This window comes from Achromobacter seleniivolatilans, assembly GCF_030864005.1.
GTDB lineage: Bacteria > Pseudomonadota > Gammaproteobacteria > Burkholderiales > Burkholderiaceae_B > Achromobacter > Achromobacter seleniivolatilans.
Genome location: NZ_CP132976.1, coordinates 2,500,416 through 2,517,147, shown reverse-complemented (window position 1 = coordinate 2,517,147; position 16,732 = coordinate 2,500,416). Strand labels below are relative to the sequence as shown.

The 16,732-nt window shown below is 63.1% G+C and carries 18 protein-coding genes; 6 read left to right on the top strand and 12 right to left on the bottom strand.

Features of this window, described 5'->3' with window-relative positions; genetic code table 11:
* Position 1: 1 nt before the first annotated feature.
* Genes RAS12_RS11105 through RAS12_RS11050 form a run of 12 tightly spaced genes read right to left on the bottom strand, consistent with a single transcriptional unit; the run spans position 2 to position 10,665 of the window.
* On the bottom strand, positions 2-1,249 hold the full coding sequence (locus RAS12_RS11105; protein ID WP_306948249.1) for an NAD(P)/FAD-dependent oxidoreductase: 1,248 nt from the start codon (positions 1,247-1,249) through the stop codon (positions 2-4).
* A 40-nt stretch (positions 1,250-1,289) separates the two neighbouring features.
* Positions 1,290-3,620, bottom strand: coding sequence for an MMPL family transporter (locus RAS12_RS11100; RefSeq protein WP_306948247.1), 2,331 nt, complete (start codon positions 3,618-3,620; stop codon positions 1,290-1,292).
* A complete protein-coding gene (locus RAS12_RS11095; RefSeq protein ID WP_306948245.1) occupies positions 3,604-4,233 on the bottom strand; it encodes an outer membrane lipoprotein carrier protein LolA in 630 nt (209 codons plus the stop codon). The genes RAS12_RS11100 and RAS12_RS11095 overlap by 17 nt, the downstream gene beginning before the upstream one ends.
* Complete coding sequence (locus RAS12_RS11090) at positions 4,230-4,673, bottom strand: acyl-CoA thioesterase (protein WP_306948242.1); 444 nt, start codon at positions 4,671-4,673, stop codon at positions 4,230-4,232. The genes RAS12_RS11095 and RAS12_RS11090 overlap by 4 nt, the downstream gene beginning before the upstream one ends.
* A complete protein-coding gene (locus tag RAS12_RS11085) occupies positions 4,666-5,589 on the bottom strand; it encodes a lysophospholipid acyltransferase family protein (RefSeq protein WP_306948240.1) in 924 nt (307 codons plus the stop codon). The genes RAS12_RS11090 and RAS12_RS11085 overlap by 8 nt, the downstream gene beginning before the upstream one ends.
* Positions 5,586-6,338, bottom strand: a complete 753-nt coding sequence (locus RAS12_RS11080; protein WP_306948238.1) for a glycosyltransferase family 2 protein — start codon at positions 6,336-6,338, stop codon at positions 5,586-5,588. Before RAS12_RS11080 ends, RAS12_RS11085 begins: the two co-directional genes overlap by 4 nt.
* Positions 6,325-8,022, bottom strand: coding sequence for an ApeI family dehydratase (locus RAS12_RS11075; protein ID WP_306948236.1), 1,698 nt, complete (start codon positions 8,020-8,022; stop codon positions 6,325-6,327). The genes RAS12_RS11080 and RAS12_RS11075 overlap by 14 nt, the downstream gene beginning before the upstream one ends.
* Entirely contained in the window at positions 8,019-8,567 is a 549-nt protein-coding gene (locus RAS12_RS11070) for a COG4648 family protein (protein ID WP_306948234.1), read from the bottom strand. The genes RAS12_RS11075 and RAS12_RS11070 overlap by 4 nt, the downstream gene beginning before the upstream one ends.
* Entirely contained in the window at positions 8,564-8,818 is a 255-nt protein-coding gene (locus RAS12_RS11065; RefSeq protein WP_306948232.1) for an acyl carrier protein, read from the bottom strand. The genes RAS12_RS11070 and RAS12_RS11065 overlap by 4 nt, the downstream gene beginning before the upstream one ends.
* A gap of 17 nt (positions 8,819-8,835) precedes the next feature.
* Positions 8,836-9,096, bottom strand: coding sequence for a phosphopantetheine-binding protein (locus RAS12_RS11060; RefSeq protein ID WP_306948231.1), 261 nt, complete (start codon positions 9,094-9,096; stop codon positions 8,836-8,838).
* Positions 9,089-9,940, bottom strand: coding sequence for a lysophospholipid acyltransferase family protein (locus RAS12_RS11055; RefSeq protein WP_306948229.1), 852 nt, complete (start codon positions 9,938-9,940; stop codon positions 9,089-9,091). The genes RAS12_RS11060 and RAS12_RS11055 overlap by 8 nt, the downstream gene beginning before the upstream one ends.
* Positions 9,937-10,665 (bottom strand): beta-ketoacyl synthase chain length factor, encoded by a 729-nt coding sequence (locus RAS12_RS11050; RefSeq protein WP_306948227.1) that lies wholly within the window; start codon positions 10,663-10,665, stop codon positions 9,937-9,939. The genes RAS12_RS11055 and RAS12_RS11050 overlap by 4 nt, the downstream gene beginning before the upstream one ends.
* Before the next feature lie 134 nt (positions 10,666-10,799).
* Here RAS12_RS11050 and RAS12_RS11045 point away from each other — a divergent pair, with 134 nt between their 5' ends.
* The 6 genes from RAS12_RS11045 to RAS12_RS11020 all read left to right on the top strand — a co-directional run bounded on the left by RAS12_RS11045 (position 10,800) and on the right by RAS12_RS11020 (position 16,708).
* A complete protein-coding gene (locus tag RAS12_RS11045; protein ID WP_306948226.1) occupies positions 10,800-11,438 on the top strand; it encodes a 4'-phosphopantetheinyl transferase family protein in 639 nt (212 codons plus the stop codon).
* A 90-nt stretch (positions 11,439-11,528) separates the two neighbouring features.
* Positions 11,529-12,746, top strand: a complete 1,218-nt coding sequence (gene hmpA / locus RAS12_RS11040) for an NO-inducible flavohemoprotein (RefSeq protein ID WP_306948224.1) — start codon at positions 11,529-11,531, stop codon at positions 12,744-12,746.
* Between the two features lie 59 nt (positions 12,747-12,805).
* The gene (locus RAS12_RS11035) at positions 12,806-13,243 is read left to right on the top strand and encodes an Rrf2 family transcriptional regulator (protein ID WP_306948222.1); all 438 of its coding nucleotides are present in this window, start codon (positions 12,806-12,808) and stop codon (positions 13,241-13,243) included.
* Between the two features lie 106 nt (positions 13,244-13,349).
* Entirely contained in the window at positions 13,350-14,597 is a 1,248-nt protein-coding gene (locus RAS12_RS11030; protein ID WP_306948220.1) for a D-amino acid dehydrogenase, read from the top strand.
* 166 nt (positions 14,598-14,763) lie between these two features.
* Positions 14,764-15,678 carry a DMT family transporter gene (locus tag RAS12_RS11025; protein WP_306948218.1) on the top strand — a complete coding sequence of 305 codons (915 nt, stop codon included), beginning with the start codon at positions 14,764-14,766 and terminating at the stop codon, positions 15,676-15,678.
* Between the two features lie 70 nt (positions 15,679-15,748).
* Entirely contained in the window at positions 15,749-16,708 is a 960-nt protein-coding gene (locus tag RAS12_RS11020; protein WP_306948216.1) for a proline dehydrogenase family protein, read from the top strand.
* The last annotated feature ends 24 nt before the right edge of the window (positions 16,709-16,732 follow it).

Here is a 16,732-nt window from a genome sequence, read left to right as displayed (position 1 = left end):
ATCAGGCAGGTTCGGCTTGCGTTTGAACGCCGCGGCACAATTCGCTCAGCATGCGCAGGCGGCGCTGCGGGTTGGCGACAAACGGATTGCTGGTGTCCCAGGCGTAACCCGCCAGGATGGAACTGATCATGCGCCGGATCTCTGGTTGGGCGTTCTGGTAGAACACCACATCTTGGAATTCTCCGCTGTACCAGCCTTGCACGTAGGCGCGGAAAGTTTCTACGCCTAGCATCAGCGGATCGGCGAAATCCGTTTGCCAGTCGACCGGTTCGCCGCTCAGTTGGCGATGCAAGGCGTCGGTGGCCAGCTTGGACGAGCGCAGGGCGATGGTGACGCCGGACGAGAATACGGGGTCCAGAAATTCGGCGGCGTTGCCCAACAGCGCGTAGCCGGGGCCATACAGGCGGGTGACGCTAGCCGAATACCCGCCGATGGTGTTGGCGGGGGTGTCCCACACTGCATTCTTCAGCACGCGCTTCAGATTGGGCGCGGCGTCGGCCATGGCCCGCAACGTCGCCATCAAATCCTGATCAGGCCCGCCGAACAGGTCTTGCCCGCCGACGACACCGAATGAGCAACGGCCGTTGGAGAACGGGATCAGCCAGTACCAGATGCCGGGTTGTTCCGGATGCACGCTGATCAGAATCTTCTCGCGGTCAAAACCGGCGTCATCGATGCGGTCTTCGATATGGGTAAAGATGGCTTTGCGGGGCGGCATCGACGACGGACGCTCCAGATCCAGCAAACGCGCCAGCACGCGGCCATAGCCGCTGGCATCCAGCACAAATTGGCTTTGCACTTGGTAGGTGCTGCCGTCGGCGCCGCGCACGTCCAGTAGTGGGCTGTCGCCCTCGAAGTTGGCAGCGGTGACTTCCTGCAAGTAGCGCACTTCAACGCCTTGGCGTTCGGCGTCGTCGGCCAGCACCTTGTCGAAATGGGCGCGTTGCACTTGGAACGTGGTGCCGGGGCCGGGCGTGAATTTGTCGCGGAAGTCGAAATACGCGTATTCATCGCCCCGCGCGAAGGCGGCGCCATTCTTGACTTGGAAGCCCGCTGCTTGCACGGCGGGCATCATGCCGGCTTCTTCCACGAATTCCAGGCAGTGCGCCAGCAGGCTTTCACCGATGGAAAACCTGGGAAATTGCTGGCGCTCCAGCATCAGCACATCATGCCCTTGCCTCTTGAGCAGGGCCGCCGCAACCGCGCCGGAGGGGCCCGCACCAATGACGACGACTTCCCGATGTTCCATGCTGGATGTTTCCTTGTTGGATGATTGAAAAAAGGTCCTGTCAGGCCGCCACAGGCGGACGGAGCCAGGGAGCCCACAACAGCGAAAAGCCCACGCCCAATGCGACCGCCAAGCCAAAATTGGCGATGGCAGGGGTGTGACTGATGGCCAGAAGTCCGAACGACAGCAGCGTGGTGGCGGCACCCAGCAGGATGCCGACCAAGCTGGCCGCCGCGCCGGCGACGCGCTCGTACATGAAGATGGCGTAATCCACACCGATAGCGGACACCAGCAATAGCCCGAACAGGCTGAACAGGGTGAGCGGCTGCCCCAGGAAACCCAGCGCGGCCAGCGCGCAGGCCGTAGCGGCCAGCGGCACGGCCAGGATGCGCCATGTGGCGGCGCGTCCCAGGGTCAGAAGGAGCAACGCGGCTGCTACGGCGTAGGAAAGCAGCTTGAGTTCGGCCGCCTCGATGCGGGTAGCGGCAAACATCCGATTCAGCTCGCCGCTGCGGTCCACCAGATCCACGCCCGGTAGTCCTTGGGCAATGCCTTCCAGCACCGCTGTGTTGCGCAAGCCCAGGAGCGTGATCATGCCGGCTGCCTCGCCGTTGTGCACGCCCAGCCATTGCGTCCGCCAGCGTTCGGCTTGGGGCCCTTGCAGCGCGCCGTCGATGGTGACGACGGGTAGCGTGGCCATGGCTTGAAGCTCTACACGTAGCGCATCGAAGGGGATGCCTAGATCGGTGATGGGTTTCCAGACGTCTGGCTGCTCGGCAAGCGCCGCCAGACGCTGGCCTAGCGCCCGCTGGTCCGCCGCGGGCGAAACCAACTGGCTAAGCGAGTTGTAGGCAGCCAGGTCGCCGCGTTTGACCAGGGGGTCGAGCTTTTGGGCGACCAGAGCCTGACGGCGCAGGAGTTCATCAGTGTCGGGCGCGCGCACCAGGAAGAACTGGCTGGTGGGCATGAAGCCGGTAATCTCGCCGATTTGACGGGCTTGCTGCAATAACGGAGCGGGCAGGCTGAGCCATTGGCGCAAATCATCTTGAATGACGAGCCGGCTGATGCCTGCCACCGTCGCTGCGCCCAGTATCAAGGCGCCCAATCCAAGCACGGCGCGCCGGGCCGCCAGGCGTTCGCGTGCAAGCAGGGCTGCCTGCGCAAACCGCAGCAGCGGCGGCCAAGGGCGCGGCTGCCAACCGTTGCTCATCCAGGCGGGAAGCTGGCAAACGGTGCAGGCATAGGCGCCCAGCAACCCGGCGGCCGAAAACACGGCGGTTTGCGTCAAAGCGGGGAATGGTGTGAAGGCCAGTGCGATGTAGCCGACCAGACTGGCTGCCAGGCTGATCGTCAGGCCGGGCAAGACCCGGCGCAGAGCGGGCCAGGCTTGCCAGTCGGGCATGCCGTAGCTTTTTCCGAGCCAGTGCATGGGGAAGTCCACCGCCACGCCAATCAGGCTGGCGCCGATGACGAGCGTCAGCACGTGGATGGACCCGAATACGGCTACGCAGGCCACTGCGCCGGTCAGCAGGCCGACGGCGACCGGCACGAAGGCCAGCAGTGCGCGGACGCGCCGCAGAGTCAGCAGCAGCACCAGGATGATGCCGATCATTGCGCCCGAGCCGATCCAGCTGCTTTCCGCTACGGCCTGAGCGCGCCCCGCTGCGGCATACAGCGGGCCACCGGCTACCAGCAATTCTGCGCCAGAGGCGTTGAGTGCCAGTCGGTCTTGATCGATTTGCTGCGCAATGCCTTGGGGAGAGCCGGTGTCGAAAGCGTCGGAACGCGTTTCGGCGCGCACGAGCACCCAACGCTTGCCGCCATGCTCGGCCTGCAACGTTCCGGTGCCCATGTCATATTGCACGGCGCCGCCCGGCCGCAACGCTTGTTCGGCGCGGCGCGTCAGGCCCAGCCAATCCTGATCCACGGGCAAAAGGCCCGAAGACGAAAAGGGGTCCGACAGTTCACGAGCACGCCGTTGCGCGTAGGTGGCAGGGTCCGATGCCAGTTGCTCGCGGTCGGCGGCGGGCAGCATAGCCAGACGTCCCGCCAACAATTGCGCGCGCAGCGCGGCGACGTCCACATTCAATTCCACCTGAACCGAAGAGAACAGCCCGCTGCGGGTCCAACGTTCCGCCAGCAGCCGGGCTGGCGCGGCGGAATCCGCGCCGGCAGGCGCCGCGACCAGCGCGATCAGTTGCCGGGACAGCGGCTCTTGAATTCTGGCTTCGGCCAATTGGCGCGTGGCGTCCGCCGCAGCCTGCGGCACCAGTTCCATCAGATTGGCCGATACGGGCCACCCGTTGCGGCATTGCCAGGCGCCGGCGCATAGCACCAGCGCCAAGCCCAGTTTGAAGAGCCGGGGCAGCCAGCGTTCAGTCTGAAAACGCACGTTGTTCCTCGGGGCTTAACGCGTCGGCGGCAACAGCATCGGTCATTTGCAGAACGCTGCGGTCGCCCTGCGTTTCGCGCAGTTCGATGCGGTCCACGAGCTTGCCGCCGTTGATCTGGATGTTGTCGAAAATCTGGCGCAGCAGCACCGACTTGGGGGTCAGCAGCAATTGCCAGGCGTTGGCTTCGCCTGTGAGCGCCAGGTCAAAGTTCTCTTGCAAGCCCGTGGTGTCGCCAGCCAGCACCGATAGGAACAAGCGGTTTTCACGGCCCGAGCCGGTCTGCTGCGGCAGGCTTTGCCAAGCGCCAGTTTCGTCGCGGCGCGAGATTCCTTTTGCGTTGATACGCAGGTCTTGCTTGATAGGCGTGCGCAACAACCAGAGCAGGCCCTGGCCTGACGCCAGTGTGAAGTCGCCCCGGCTGGTCAGGGGCTGTGGCAGCGAGCGCAGGAATTTCTGCTGCACAAACTGCCCGCGTACGACGGGCGTTGCGCGCAACTGGGTTTGCAGATCATTCAGATCGAAGGCGCGCGCGGTCAAGGGCAATATGGCCAGCGCTGCCATCATGAGCAGACGGCGGATGAAAAGATGCGTTCCCATGTATAGCGGCTTCATACCGGACTCTCCAGCGATTGCAGCTTGCGCTGTACGGCGTTGACGAAGGCGGCGGGCGATGCCAGCTGCATTTCACGGGTTTCGATGCAGACGGCCACCTGCTCGGACGTGGCTCGCGTCAACCGTTGACCGCTTGCTGCATCCAGAATCAGGTAGTTGATCTTCAGGCGGTGTTCCCACTCCACCAGTTCGGCGCGCACGGTCAGCCGTTGGCCGAATTGCGCGGGCTGCGCGTAGCGCAGATGCAGGTCGATCACCGGCCACACATAGCCGCTGACGCGCATGGCATCGTAGTTGTGACCCAACTGATCCAGCAGCTCGCAGCGCGCCTGTTCCAGATATTTGACGTAGTGTCCGTGCCAGACGACGTTGATCGAGTCGACGTCGAAGAAGGGCACGCGGATTTCGACTTCAGCGCCGATGACGCCTCGTTTACGCATCGTCTTTCCAGAAAGGGTAGAAGTTGAACCATTGCAACGGCGTCAGCCGGCAGTGCGCCGCAAGACGGTCGGCATAGCGTTGCGCCCAGTGGGCGATACGCGCCTGGCGGGTGGCGCGCGTCCATTCAATGTCGTCGGTCAGGCGCTCCATCGATACGCGGTAGCGCGCGCCGTGGCGGGTGCAGAACAAAACATTTACCGGACAGCGCAGCAGGCCGGCCAACAGCCAGGGGCCCTGCGGCAGTTCCGCGCTGGCGTCTAGAAAGTTCACTGGGGTTGTGCGGTCGCCCTGAAGCGGCACACGATCACCGGCGATGGCCAGCCATTCGCCGCGATCCAGCCGCTGCGCCAGATCCAGCATCATGGGCGCATCCAATTCGCTGACCTGAATCATCCGCAACCCGCCGCCCGCCTGATCGAGCAGGCGGTTGAAATGCACGGCGTGCTTGCTGTGAACCAGCACATTCAAGCGCAGGGTGCCGGAGCGTTCGGCCAGCGCCCGGCAGACTTCGATATTGCCCAGATGCGAGCCCACCAGTATCTGGCCTCGGCCTGTGCCCATTTGATCGTGCAGGCCATCGGGATCATTCATGTCCAGATCAGACATGGTGATCTTGCCTTGCCACACGTCCAGCTTGTCCAGCATGGCCTCGGCGAATGCCAGGTACTGCCGGTAGACGGGCAGGGTGCGCGGCAAGGGCATGGCCAGTTCGCCGGATTGCACCAGGCGCTGCTGGTAGCGTGCGATCGAGCGACGGGCCCGCCCGCCGAAGACATAGAAGTACAGGACCACTAGCCACACAACCGGCGCCACAATGCGCCGTCCCAGCGTGCGCGCGGCCCAAGCCGTGGCGCGCATAAGCGCGGGGCTGCCACGTTCGGGCTGGTCGGCCCAATGGGGATCGGCAGCGGTCATGAGCGCAGACCTCGTGCCAGACGGCGCCAGAGCAGGGCGGGTGACCGGCCCAGCATGCCGAAGAACAGCCGCGCATGCATACGGCTGATCAGCAGGTTGTCTTGCAGGCCCTTGAAGTGCGAAATGCCGCCTTCCGGATACACCACGCGAGTGGGCAGCCAAGCCATCGCCACCCCGCGCCAATGCAGGCGCACCAGAATGGCGATGTCGAAATCCATACGGCGGCCGACGTGGGCTCGGTTGATTACCGGCAGCACATGCGCCAGCGGATAGACGCGAAAACCGCACATGGCGTCTGGGATATCAAGCGACAGCGTATTGATCCAGACCCAGACGCGCGTCAGCCAACGTCCATACAGGCGGCTGCGCGGAACGTCGTCGCCATAGACGGGAGCGCCGCAAATGACCGCCTGCGGTTGCTCGCGCGATGCGTTGGCAAAGGCCACGGCGTCGGGCAGCGCATGCTGGCCGTCAGCATCGACTTGCAGTGCGTGCGTGAAACCCAGCGCCGCCGCAGCGCGCAGACCATCCTGCACGGCTGCGCCCTTGCCGCCGTTGATGCGCCGGCGGACCAGATGGGTGTCGGGCAGCGTGGAAAGTGCATCCAGGGCCGTCGCGCAGTCCGCGTTGGAGCCGTCGTCCACCAGCACGCAAGGAAAACCTTGGGCCGCCAGTTGCGCATGCACGGCCGCCACGGTGCCGCCATGGTTATAGACCGGGATGACGGCGCAGAGCCTATATTCCGGCATGGCCGTCCGCCTGCAAAATGCGGCCCGATGAGCAAGGCGCGTCATCTACCGTGCACGTGAAATACAGTTTTTGTTTGGCTTCTTCCCACCTCAATACGAGGATCGCGGTGTCGCCAGGACGGAGCAGCCTTTGGAATTTCAGCGCTTCCATGCCGCCAAACCGAAGGCCTGGATACAGGTCGCGCTGGGCAAGTGATAGCGCCCAACTGATCTGGGCGACGCCTGGCACGACGGGAGCCGATGGAAAGTGACCGCTGAAATACGCCAGATCCAAAGGGATGTCCAGCGTGTAGCGCCGCTCGTTGGCGGGCTGGCCGGGTTGTTCGATTTCCGCTGGCTGCACCGGGCGCGGGCCTGCCGCGATATCGAATTCAGCCTGGGGAATTTTCCCTTGAGCATTGCCAGGAAGATGCTGGAACAAGCGCCACGTACGCGGAATGGCCAGTGACTCGAATCCCGTGCTCAGGTGCGTGCGCAATGCGTCCACGACGGTCTTGCGGCCTTGGTTGCGCAAAGCGTGCAGGCCTAAGGCGGACAAAGCGATCAGGCCCGCAAGCCGGGTGGCCCCGCTGGCGCGCCCCAGGCGCGCGTCAGTCACATAGGGGTGCTGCATCAATGACTGTTCCAGCATCGGCAGCGAAATGCGCTTTTCCTCGATTTTTATGATCCGGTCCAGACGGCCCAGCAACTGGAAACCGTTGTCCGCGAGCAGGGCGCCGTCAGCCGTCTGTTCATCGGTGGCATTGACCCAGGGCGATTGCACGCGCAAGGCGCCGTCGGTGTTCAGATTGACGGTCATGCCGGGCAGCGGCTGCCAGTTGGCGGCTCCCTTGCGCCAGGCGACGGCTCCGGTTTCTGAGCTGCCATAAATCTCGGTGGGCCGCAGGCCCAACTGGCATGCTATGTCGTCGGATACCGCTGGCGGCAATGCGCCGCCTGACGAATAGATGCGCGTCAGCCGCCCGCGCAGTTGCGCCCAGTCCAGTCTTTGCCCCAGCCGGCGCAGCAGCGCAGGGCTGGCGATCCAGGTGAATGCCGGATAACGCAAACTGGCCTGTTGCAGGTCTTCGGGGTAGTGACGTTGATGACGGTCGATTTGCCTGCCGGCGCACAAGGGCCACAGCACCCGAAAAGGCAGGCCGTACATGTGTTGGGCAGACACGCTGCCTAACACGGGCGTGATCTCGCCCGGCCATTGCTGCTGCAAAGCGTTGACCTCTTCAGCCAGTTGCCGCCACTGTTTGCTCAGATGTTTGGGATTGCCGCTTGAGCCTGAGGTACACATGACCAGCGTCAGCGATGGATCCAGTTCGGCGGGCGCCAGCGCGTCTTGATCCTGCAGGTCTGACAGCCGCCATTGCCGGTTTGATGCAACGGGCAGGTCGCTGTCCGTCAACCACGCATCGACACTGGCGTCCAACGAGGTGCAAGTTTGCGGTTGCGCGTCGCCCGGCAGCACCGCGATGACGCCTGCGCGCCAGCACGCGAAAAGTGCGATGGCCAGTGCCGCCGCATCTTCAAACCAGAGGGCGGCTCGGCGCGGGGCGCGGGCCTGCAATGCTGCCGCGGCCAGCAAACTGGCGTGCGAGAACGCATTGCGGGTCAGCAGTGGGGCGTCTGCGATAACGTTGTCTGCGGGGCCGGATACCGGCAGCAGCAGTCGGGTCAGTGGGGTCATAGTCATGCCGCTTTGGCCGCGGCAGGGCGGAGCAGCCATTCACCGGCCATCAACAAGCCCATCAGTGCATAACTGACTGCGCCGTTATAGGCCAGCCACCAGCTCCAGGGCGCCCAGGCGGCCAAGGCAGCTGCGATGGCGCCGTTCAGGGCGAAAAAGAGGCACCACGCGCGCGTCACATTACGCGTGTAGCGTATGCCTTCTGGCGGCAGGTTGGGGTGACGCAGTCTTGCCAGTTGTTCAATCACCGGACGGCCGACCCGCAAGCTGGCGCCGAAAATGACGAGCATCATGGCGTTGACCAGCACGGGATACCAGCGCAGCCAGGCCTCCGAATTCGATACGGCCAGGATCAGGCAGAAGATAACGGCCACGGCTGGCAGCAAGCGGCCGCCTGCCTGGGCGCCGCGCGCGGTCAGCCCGCGGGCCAGCCATAGTGCGGCCAGTGGCAGCGCCAGCCATGCGGGACTGACATGTCCCAACGTCGCATGCACGACGAAGGGGTAGGCGACGCCGGCGACGGCCAGGCTGGCCGTAACGCCGCGCTTCATGCGTCAGGGGCCTGCTTTTGCCACATTGCCTGGACCACGTCTTCGACGGTGCGCACCGTTCTGAAGTCGTTGGCGTCCAGCTTGCGGCCGGTTTGACGGCACACGTGATCAATCAGGTCAATCGCATCAATGCTGTCGATTTCCAGATCTGTATACAGATTGGCTTGGGGCGTGACACGTTCCGGTTCGATTTCGAACAGTTCGACCAGCGCGTCGCGCAACGTGTTGAAGATGTCCTCGCGGGTATGCATCGTGGACTCCTTATGCATCAGGCGCGCCGTTGCGCGGCGACAAAAGCCGCCAGGCTGGCAATGCTGGTGAAGTGTTCACGCATATTGCGTGTTTCGGGATCGATGGTGATGCCGTAGCGCTTCTGCAGCGCAAGGCCCAGCTCCAGGGCGTCGACCGAATCCAGCCCTAATCCGTCGCCGAAGAGTTGAGCGTCGCGTTCGATATCGTCAGGCGTAATGTCTTCCAGCCCCAGCGACTCGATGACGAGCGTCTTCAGCTCAAATTCCAGTTCATTCATCCCGCTTAGACTCCACTTCCATCGCCTTGGGCGATTGTTCGTTCATGAGGGAGCCGGCCGGCGCAAGGCGCGCCAGCTCGGCTTCGAAATAGGCATGCAGCCAGGCATTCATCTTGCGGCCCGCGATCGGCAAGGGGTGTGCGCTGCTCCAGGTGGCGGGATCTATGTCATCGCCCACCTGAATGACATAGCGCATGCGGCAGGGCGGAATCCGATACCAGGGCTCGCCTTTGGTCAGGCTGCGCGGGTTCATCTGGATGACCACGGGGGTCACGATTCTTGCGCCGCGCAGCGCGATGGCGCAAGCGCCGCGATGAAACTGCGGCAATGCATTGGGCGGTGTGCGCGTGCCTTCGGGAAACACAATCAGCGTTTCGCCATTGCGCAGGACATCGGCTGCGCGGTCGAACATGTCGAAGCTTTCGTCATTCGTGATGTAGCCGGCGTTGGCAATGGGGCCGCGCGTAAACGGATTGGTGGCCAGCCCGTGCTTGACAATGCAATTGGCGTTTTTGACATGGCCGACCAGAAACACGACATCCAGCAGCGACGGATGATTGGCCAGAATCATCTGACCGGGTTTGCCCAGGCGGTCAGCGCCCTTGAATTCCACCGTCAGAATGCCAACGCGGACCATAAACCGGATGAACAGGCGAAAGGTGCCGTTCAATGCCCAGCGTGCACGGCGTTGCCGATCGAGCTTGCTGCCGGGAAAAAGCCGCTGCGGCGGAAAGACCAGGACGCGCAGCAATACGCCGCCCAGGCCGAACATGGTGAATGCCACGCCAGTGGCGAGCAGACGCCAGAGCCAGAAATCCTGGCGGCGTTGAGTCGTGCTTGTCATTCGGTGCGTGTCCAAGTCCAGCGGCGGGCATGATTGGCGTGGTGCCAACTGGGAGTGCGCAGCGTCAGGTGGCGGAGCAGATTCAGCGGATTGGGCCAGACTTGTTCTCTGCTTGCGTCCGTGTGGGCTGGCTCTGCCGACATCGTCAACGTCCACTCGTTGCCGGGGCGCAGCCGGAACGCCGCTGCATAGGTATACGGCACGTCGTCCATCCAGGGCGTGTAGGCGGCCGGCGGGCGCTCTTCGGCCAGCACCAGCAAAACATCTTTGTGACCCTGGTCGAACAGCATGGCGGCCTCGATGAAGGCGTGTTCCAGTCCGTCGTCTTCGACAGACAGGGCGACAGACTCAGCGGTTTCGCGGCGTATGATCGACCACTGCGCGGCGATGGCATTGTGCACGGATAAGCCGAACGCGGTGGGTGATAGCGCTTCGCCCGCCGCCAGCGATTGCAGCAAACCAAAGTTGCGGGTGGTTTCTCCATGACGGGAGGCGAAGACCAGTGGCATGTTGGGATGGTTCTCGCCCAGTGGCCACGCGCACTCGAACACCGCGCGAGCCAGCGGGCTTAGGCGGCGGCGTTGCATGGGTGGCAAGAAGTCGAGGCGGGGCGCGCGTTGATCTCCGAGGGGGCAGTAAGGATGTTTTGCCCAGTCCAACCAATCCGTGGGCTCATCAATTCCTTGCGTCCAACCCTGCCATTGCGCGATTGAGAACGTCAACATAGCGCGCGATTCTACTATGCCAATGTCGGAGTATTTTGTTTTATATCGTTACTAACGATATAAATTCCCTGGCTGGATGGCTTGTTTTCAAAATTATATTGTTACTTGTTGCTGTGGATATTCAGGAACTATTCATGTACTGGGCGGACCAAAGCGCCGCCAGTCACTACCGTGCGCACGATTTATCCGCTGAGGACGCCCAACGGGCGCTAGCGATACGTAGCCGCAAAGCGCAGGCCGACTGGCAGGTCAGCCGCGCGCTGCTGCACGATATCCGGCAATTTTTCCCTGCTCCTGGCGCTTTATCACTCAGTCATAGCGCTGGCCACGCCATTTGCGCCCGTGCGCCGGCAGGCTTTGCCGTGGGAGCCGACGTCGAACGCATCCGGCCGCGCGACGTGCTTCGGATGGCTGAATGGGTGTGTTCCAAAGTAGAACAACACACCCTGTCGGGGCTGTCAGGCGCGGCGCAATTGGAGCACTTTTATCTCCTCTGGACGCTGAAAGAGTCTTTCATCAAGGCTGCAAAGCTGGATTTTCCCGCTGATATGGCTTCCGTTGGCCTTGCGGCGCGAGCGGGCGGAGGATGGGCGCTGTGCGCGCCGGCAGGTGTGTGGCGCGCCTGTAGCTGGCGTATTGGAGACGATTGGATGGCATCGGTGGCGTGGCAGGCATCGTCACTTGCCCCAGCGCCGCCTCAATGGCGTGCGGGTGCCGGCAGCGTCTTGCCGCCTATCGAGCTGATCGGCGACTGGCGGTCGTTGGCCGGCTGAGCGGGCGGCGCAGGATTTGCTGGCCGAACTTAAAGATGTATTATAAATATATGTTCAAAGGCGAGCATGATCGCAATCAAGGAGCAGTTGATGTTGAGTCCCCAAATCCGGGCGCTGGTCAAAGCCACGGCCCCTGTACTTAAGACGCATGGCGTGGCGCTGACCCGCCATTTTTATGCGCGCATGTTCGAGCACAATCCCGAACTCAAGCACATCTTCAACCAGGCGCATCAAGCGGGCGGTCAGCAGCAGCACGCCTTGGCGGGCGCGGTGACGGCGTACGCGGAACACATTGATGACCCCTCGGTGCTGATGCCGGTAGTGACGCGCATCGTGCACAAGCACGTCAGTCTGGGCATCCGGCCTGAGCACTACGCCATCGTGGGCAAGCATCTATTGGCCTCGATCCGCGAAGTGTTGGGTGACGCCGCAAGCGATGAATTGGTGGACGCCTGGGGCGCTGCCTACGGCCAGTTGGCGGATCTGTTGATTGCCGAGGAGTCGCGTCTGTATGCGGAGTCCGCGTCCAAACCTGGCGGCTGGACGGGATGGCGGGCGTTTCGCGTGGTGGGCAAGCAAATAGAAAGCGCCGAGATCACTTCTTTCTATCTGGCGCCCTCCGATGGCGGCACGGTGCCGGTATACCGCCCGGGCCAGTATGTGTCCGTGCGCGTCTATGTGCCTGAATTGGGGTTGATGCAGCCGCGCCAGTACAGCTTGTCGGATGCGCCTGGGCACGATCGCCTGCGTATCTCGGTCAAGCGCGAATCGGGTAGCGGGCAATTGCCCGCAGGCCGCGTGTCCAATGCGTTGCATGATCAGCTGGAAGAGGGAGGCGTGCTGGATGTGGCGCCGCCGCAGGGTGATTTTCATCTGCGCGAAGACAGCAGCGCCCCGGTCGTGCTGTTGAGCGGTGGCGTCGGACTGACGCCCATGGTGTCTATCCTGAACCATCTGGTGCGCGCCAATGACGAACGCCAGATTCGTTTTGTTCATGGCTGCCGCAATCGATCGGTGCACGCCATGAAAGATCACGTCAATCGTATTGCGGCGGAGCGCGGCAATGTGCGCAAAGCCGTGTTTTATGAAGAAATCAGCCAGGAGGATCAGCAAGGTCAAGACTACGACCATGCCGGCCGTGTGGACCTGCGGGCCATTCGCGATGAAGCTATCGTCCCTGGCGCGGATTACTACCTGTGCGGCCCGGCGCCGTTCATGCAAGCGCAGCGCGCCGCCCTGCTGGACCTGGGGGTGGGCGTTGATCGCATCCATGCCGAGGCGTTTGGCAGCGGAGGGGCGCCCGCCTAAGCGGTGTATCCTGGCGGCCTGATCTACCTGGGCCTCCAGGCGCCTCCGCTTTTCCTGCCATGCAACTGACCCGATTCACCGACTTCGGCTTGCGCGTCCTGATGTATCTGACGCAATGCCGCGACAGGCCGTCCGCTGTCACCATCCCGGAAATTGCCGGGCGCTTTGGCGTGTCCCGCAATCATCTGGTCAAGGTGGTGCATTTCATGTCACAGCGCGGCTGGGTCAACACGTCGCGCGGCAAGGGAGGGGGCTTGAGCCTGGCGCGCCCAGCTGCTGATTATCAGGTGGGCGACCTGATCCGCGAATTGGAACAGCAGGGGCCGCTGATCGACTGCCGCGAGCCGCCCTGTGCGCTGGACGGTTCCTGCCGGCTGTCGGGTTTGCTGGCGCAGACCTTGCAGACGTTCTATGACGCCCTCAATGCCTACACGCTGGCTGATCTGGTGCGAGACCCCACGGCGGCCGCCATTATCAAGCTGCATCGCGCCGCCTGAATCGGGACATGATGTTTTGTTATGGGTGATGCGGAATTTGGCATTTGCCGGTTGGACCGCGCGCGTTTCAGAATAGGCGCAATTTCTCGCTTTCTTGGATACAGGTATGCGCGTTTGCGTAATTGGCGCTGGCGTCGTGGGTGTGACGTCGGCCTATTTCTTGGCGCGCCAGGGCCACGACGTGGTGTTGGTGGACAGCCAGCCCCGGCCGGCAGAGGTGTCCAGCTATGCCAATGGCGGGCAGCTCAGTTATAGCTATGTGGCGCCGCTGGCGGGTCCGGGTGTATTGCCCAGCGTGCCCGGCTGGCTGCTGCGCCAGGATTCTCCGCTGCGCTTTCGCCCGCGGCTTGATCCGCATCAATGGCGCTGGTGTCTGCAATTTGTGCTGGCGTGCCGCGCATCGGTAGCCAAGGCATCGACTGCGCAATTGCTGGGTTTGTCGTATCTCAGCCGTGACGTCATGCATACCTTGCTGACGCAGGAAGACCTGGATTTTGGTCATTTGAAGAACGGCAAGCTCATTGCCTACCGCAGCGCAGACTTGCTGGACAAGGCGCGCGCGCTGGTGGCCTATCAGGCGGGGCATGGCGCGGATCAGCAAGTGCTGGACGCCGCCCAGACCCTGGCGATGGAGCCAGCGCTTGCCGCCATGGGCAAGCAACTAGCGGGCGCGATATATACCCCCAGTGAAGAAGCTGGCGACTGCCGCCAATTCACCGAAGCCTTGTTTGACCGCCTGCAGGCACTCGGCAATGTGGAATGCGCCATGTCCAATCCAGTGTCCGGCTTGCAGCGCGAAGGCCGCCGCATCGTCGCGGTGAACACGCGCGATGGCGACATAGGCGCAGATGCCGTTGTGCTGGCCACCGGCATAGGCACGCGCTCGTTGCTTAAGCCGCTGGGCCACGATGTGCCTCTGTATCCCTTGAAAGGCTATAGCTTGAGTGTGCCGCTGGCTGATGGCGAGACGGTCGCGCCACGCATCAGCGTCACGGATTACGAGCGGCGCATTGTCTACGCTCGTGTGGGCGGCGTGTTGCGGATTGCGGCCATGGTGGATATTGGCAGCGGCAGCGCCGACATTGATACCGCGCGCGTCGAGTTGTTGAAGCGCCAGGTCCAGGAAGCGTTTCCGGCGCTGGACCTGCGCCAGGCCATCCCGTGGGCCGGGCTGCGTCCGGCAACACCGACGGGCAAGCCGCTGATCGGGCGTAGCCCCGCCGCGGACAATCTGTGGCTGAACATAGGCCAGGGCGCGTTGGGCTTCACCCTGGCCTGCGGCAGCGCCGCGTTGCTGACCGCCCAGATGGGCGGCGTGGAGCTGCCGTTAGATCCTGCGCCGTTTCGCCCCTGACGTGACAGCTGATTTTTCGTGATGTCCATTTCTCGATAGCTGTTGCCAGTTTGTCGGCAGACGGACTGATTCTCGCTCAATAGGATAGCGATTCCCCCTGTGCTACCCGCCATGTCCGGCGGTTGGCACAGCGGGGTCCGATTCCCATCCTCCGAGCGAAATCATCATGTCCTATCTGTTCCCGTTGTTCGCCATCTTGTTCTGGGCGGGCAATGTCATTGTGTCCAAGATGGCCGCCAGCGCCATCTCGCCTACCGCCATTACGTTTTATCGGCTGGTGCTGGCGCTGTTTCTGATGGGCCTGTTTACCGCCCGGCCAGCCTGGCGCAACCGCAAGGTGATCTTGCGACATTGGCCCAAGCTGGCGTTGTACGGCGCGCTGTCATCAGCCGTATTTCAGGCGCTGTCATACCGTGCCGCCGAAACCACGACGGCCACCAACATGGCCATCCTGACGGCGCTGATTCCTTTATTGAGCATGCTGCTCAGTGTGCTGATTCTGCGCGACCCGCTGACGCTGGGCATGGCTGCGGGCGGTGTGATGTCGTTCCTGGGTTTGCTGTACCTGGTCGGGCAGGGTGACATGCTGAGTGTGTTTCAGCATGGCATTCATGTGGGCGATGGCTTGATGCTGCTGGCCGCGCTGTCCTACGCCTTGTACGGGGTGCTGTTGCGCCACTGGAAGGTGCCAGTCCCGGCCTGGCAATCCACGTTCGTGCAGTCGATTTTTGCGCTGCTGTATATGTTCCCCTTGTACTTGCGTGTACCGGCCGCCCAGGCCGCGCTGGATGTGAACACGATTCCGCTCATTCTTTATGCCGGCATTTTCTCGTCCGTGTTGCTGTCCTTCCTGTGGATCGAAGGCGTGCAGCGGCTGGGCCCCAACCGTTGCAGCATCTTCATCAATCTGCTGCCGTTGTTCACGGCGCTGGCCGCGTTCATGATGCTGCACGAGCAACTGCACGCTTACCACCTGTTGGGCGGTCTGGTGACATTGGGCGGCGTGTTGCTGGCGCAAACGGTACAGCGCCCGTTGTTTGGCCGAGTGGCGCGCAGCGGACTGGCCAGCGGCAGGCCGTAACCTGCGTTCACGGGCGTTCAATACAAACGCTGACCGGCGCGGCAAAGTGGTTTTCTTTCCCGGGGGAACCATGAGCATTTTCCAAAAAACCGCCATCGCGCTGGCGCGTAGTTCCGCGTTAGGGCGCGCCATGCGGACCCTGGCGGCCCGTTCGTCGCTGGCCCGCCGCTTTGTTGGCGGCGCGGACGTGGGCGCAGCGGTCCGCACCGCGTTGCGGTTGCGGGATCACCACGGAATCCGGTCGTCCTTGTTTTATTTGGGCGAGTACGTGGCGGACCCGGCCGCCATCGAGCACAACGTGGCGCAGGCGGAGGCAGCCTGCGGCGCCCTGGGGGCGGCGGGCCTGGATGTGCATGTGTCCATTGACCCTACCGCCATTGGCTATATGCATAGCGATGCGCTGGGCGCGGCCAATGCCCGGCGTATAGGCACGGCGGCGCGCGTTGCGGCAGGCGGCGGGCGTGATTGGGTTGTGCTCGACATGGAAGACTCCGGCATCCGCGACCGCACGTGCGCGCTGCATCGGGACTTGCTGGCGGCCGGCATGCCTGCCGGCCTGACTTTGCAGGCGCGGCGCCGGCGCACTCCAGAGGACCTGGCCTGGGCCATACGCCAGCGCACGTCGCTGCGGCTGGTCAAGGGCGCATTTCCAGAGCGGGCGCTGGATCACGCCGGGCGCGCCCGAATTGATCAAGCCTATCTGGACGCGGCGTCCATCATGCTCTCGCCAGAGGCGCGGGAGTCCGGGTTCTTTCCCGTTTTTGGCACCCATGATGACCGGCTGGCTGGCGCCATCATGGCGCTGGCGCGCGAACGCGGATGGGCGCCAGACGATTTTGAATTCGAAATGCTCTATGGCGTGCGCCCAGACTGGCAACTGGCGCTGCGCGGCATGGGCTATAACGTCAGGGTCTATCTTCCTTTTGGCGCAGATTGGTGGCCGTACGCCATCCGCCGGGTCGGAGAGAATCCTCGTAACGCGTGGCTGCTGGCCCGTTCCCTCACATCGGACGGGCATTACTTCGGGTAAGCAGGCAGCCGCAACGTCTGGCGC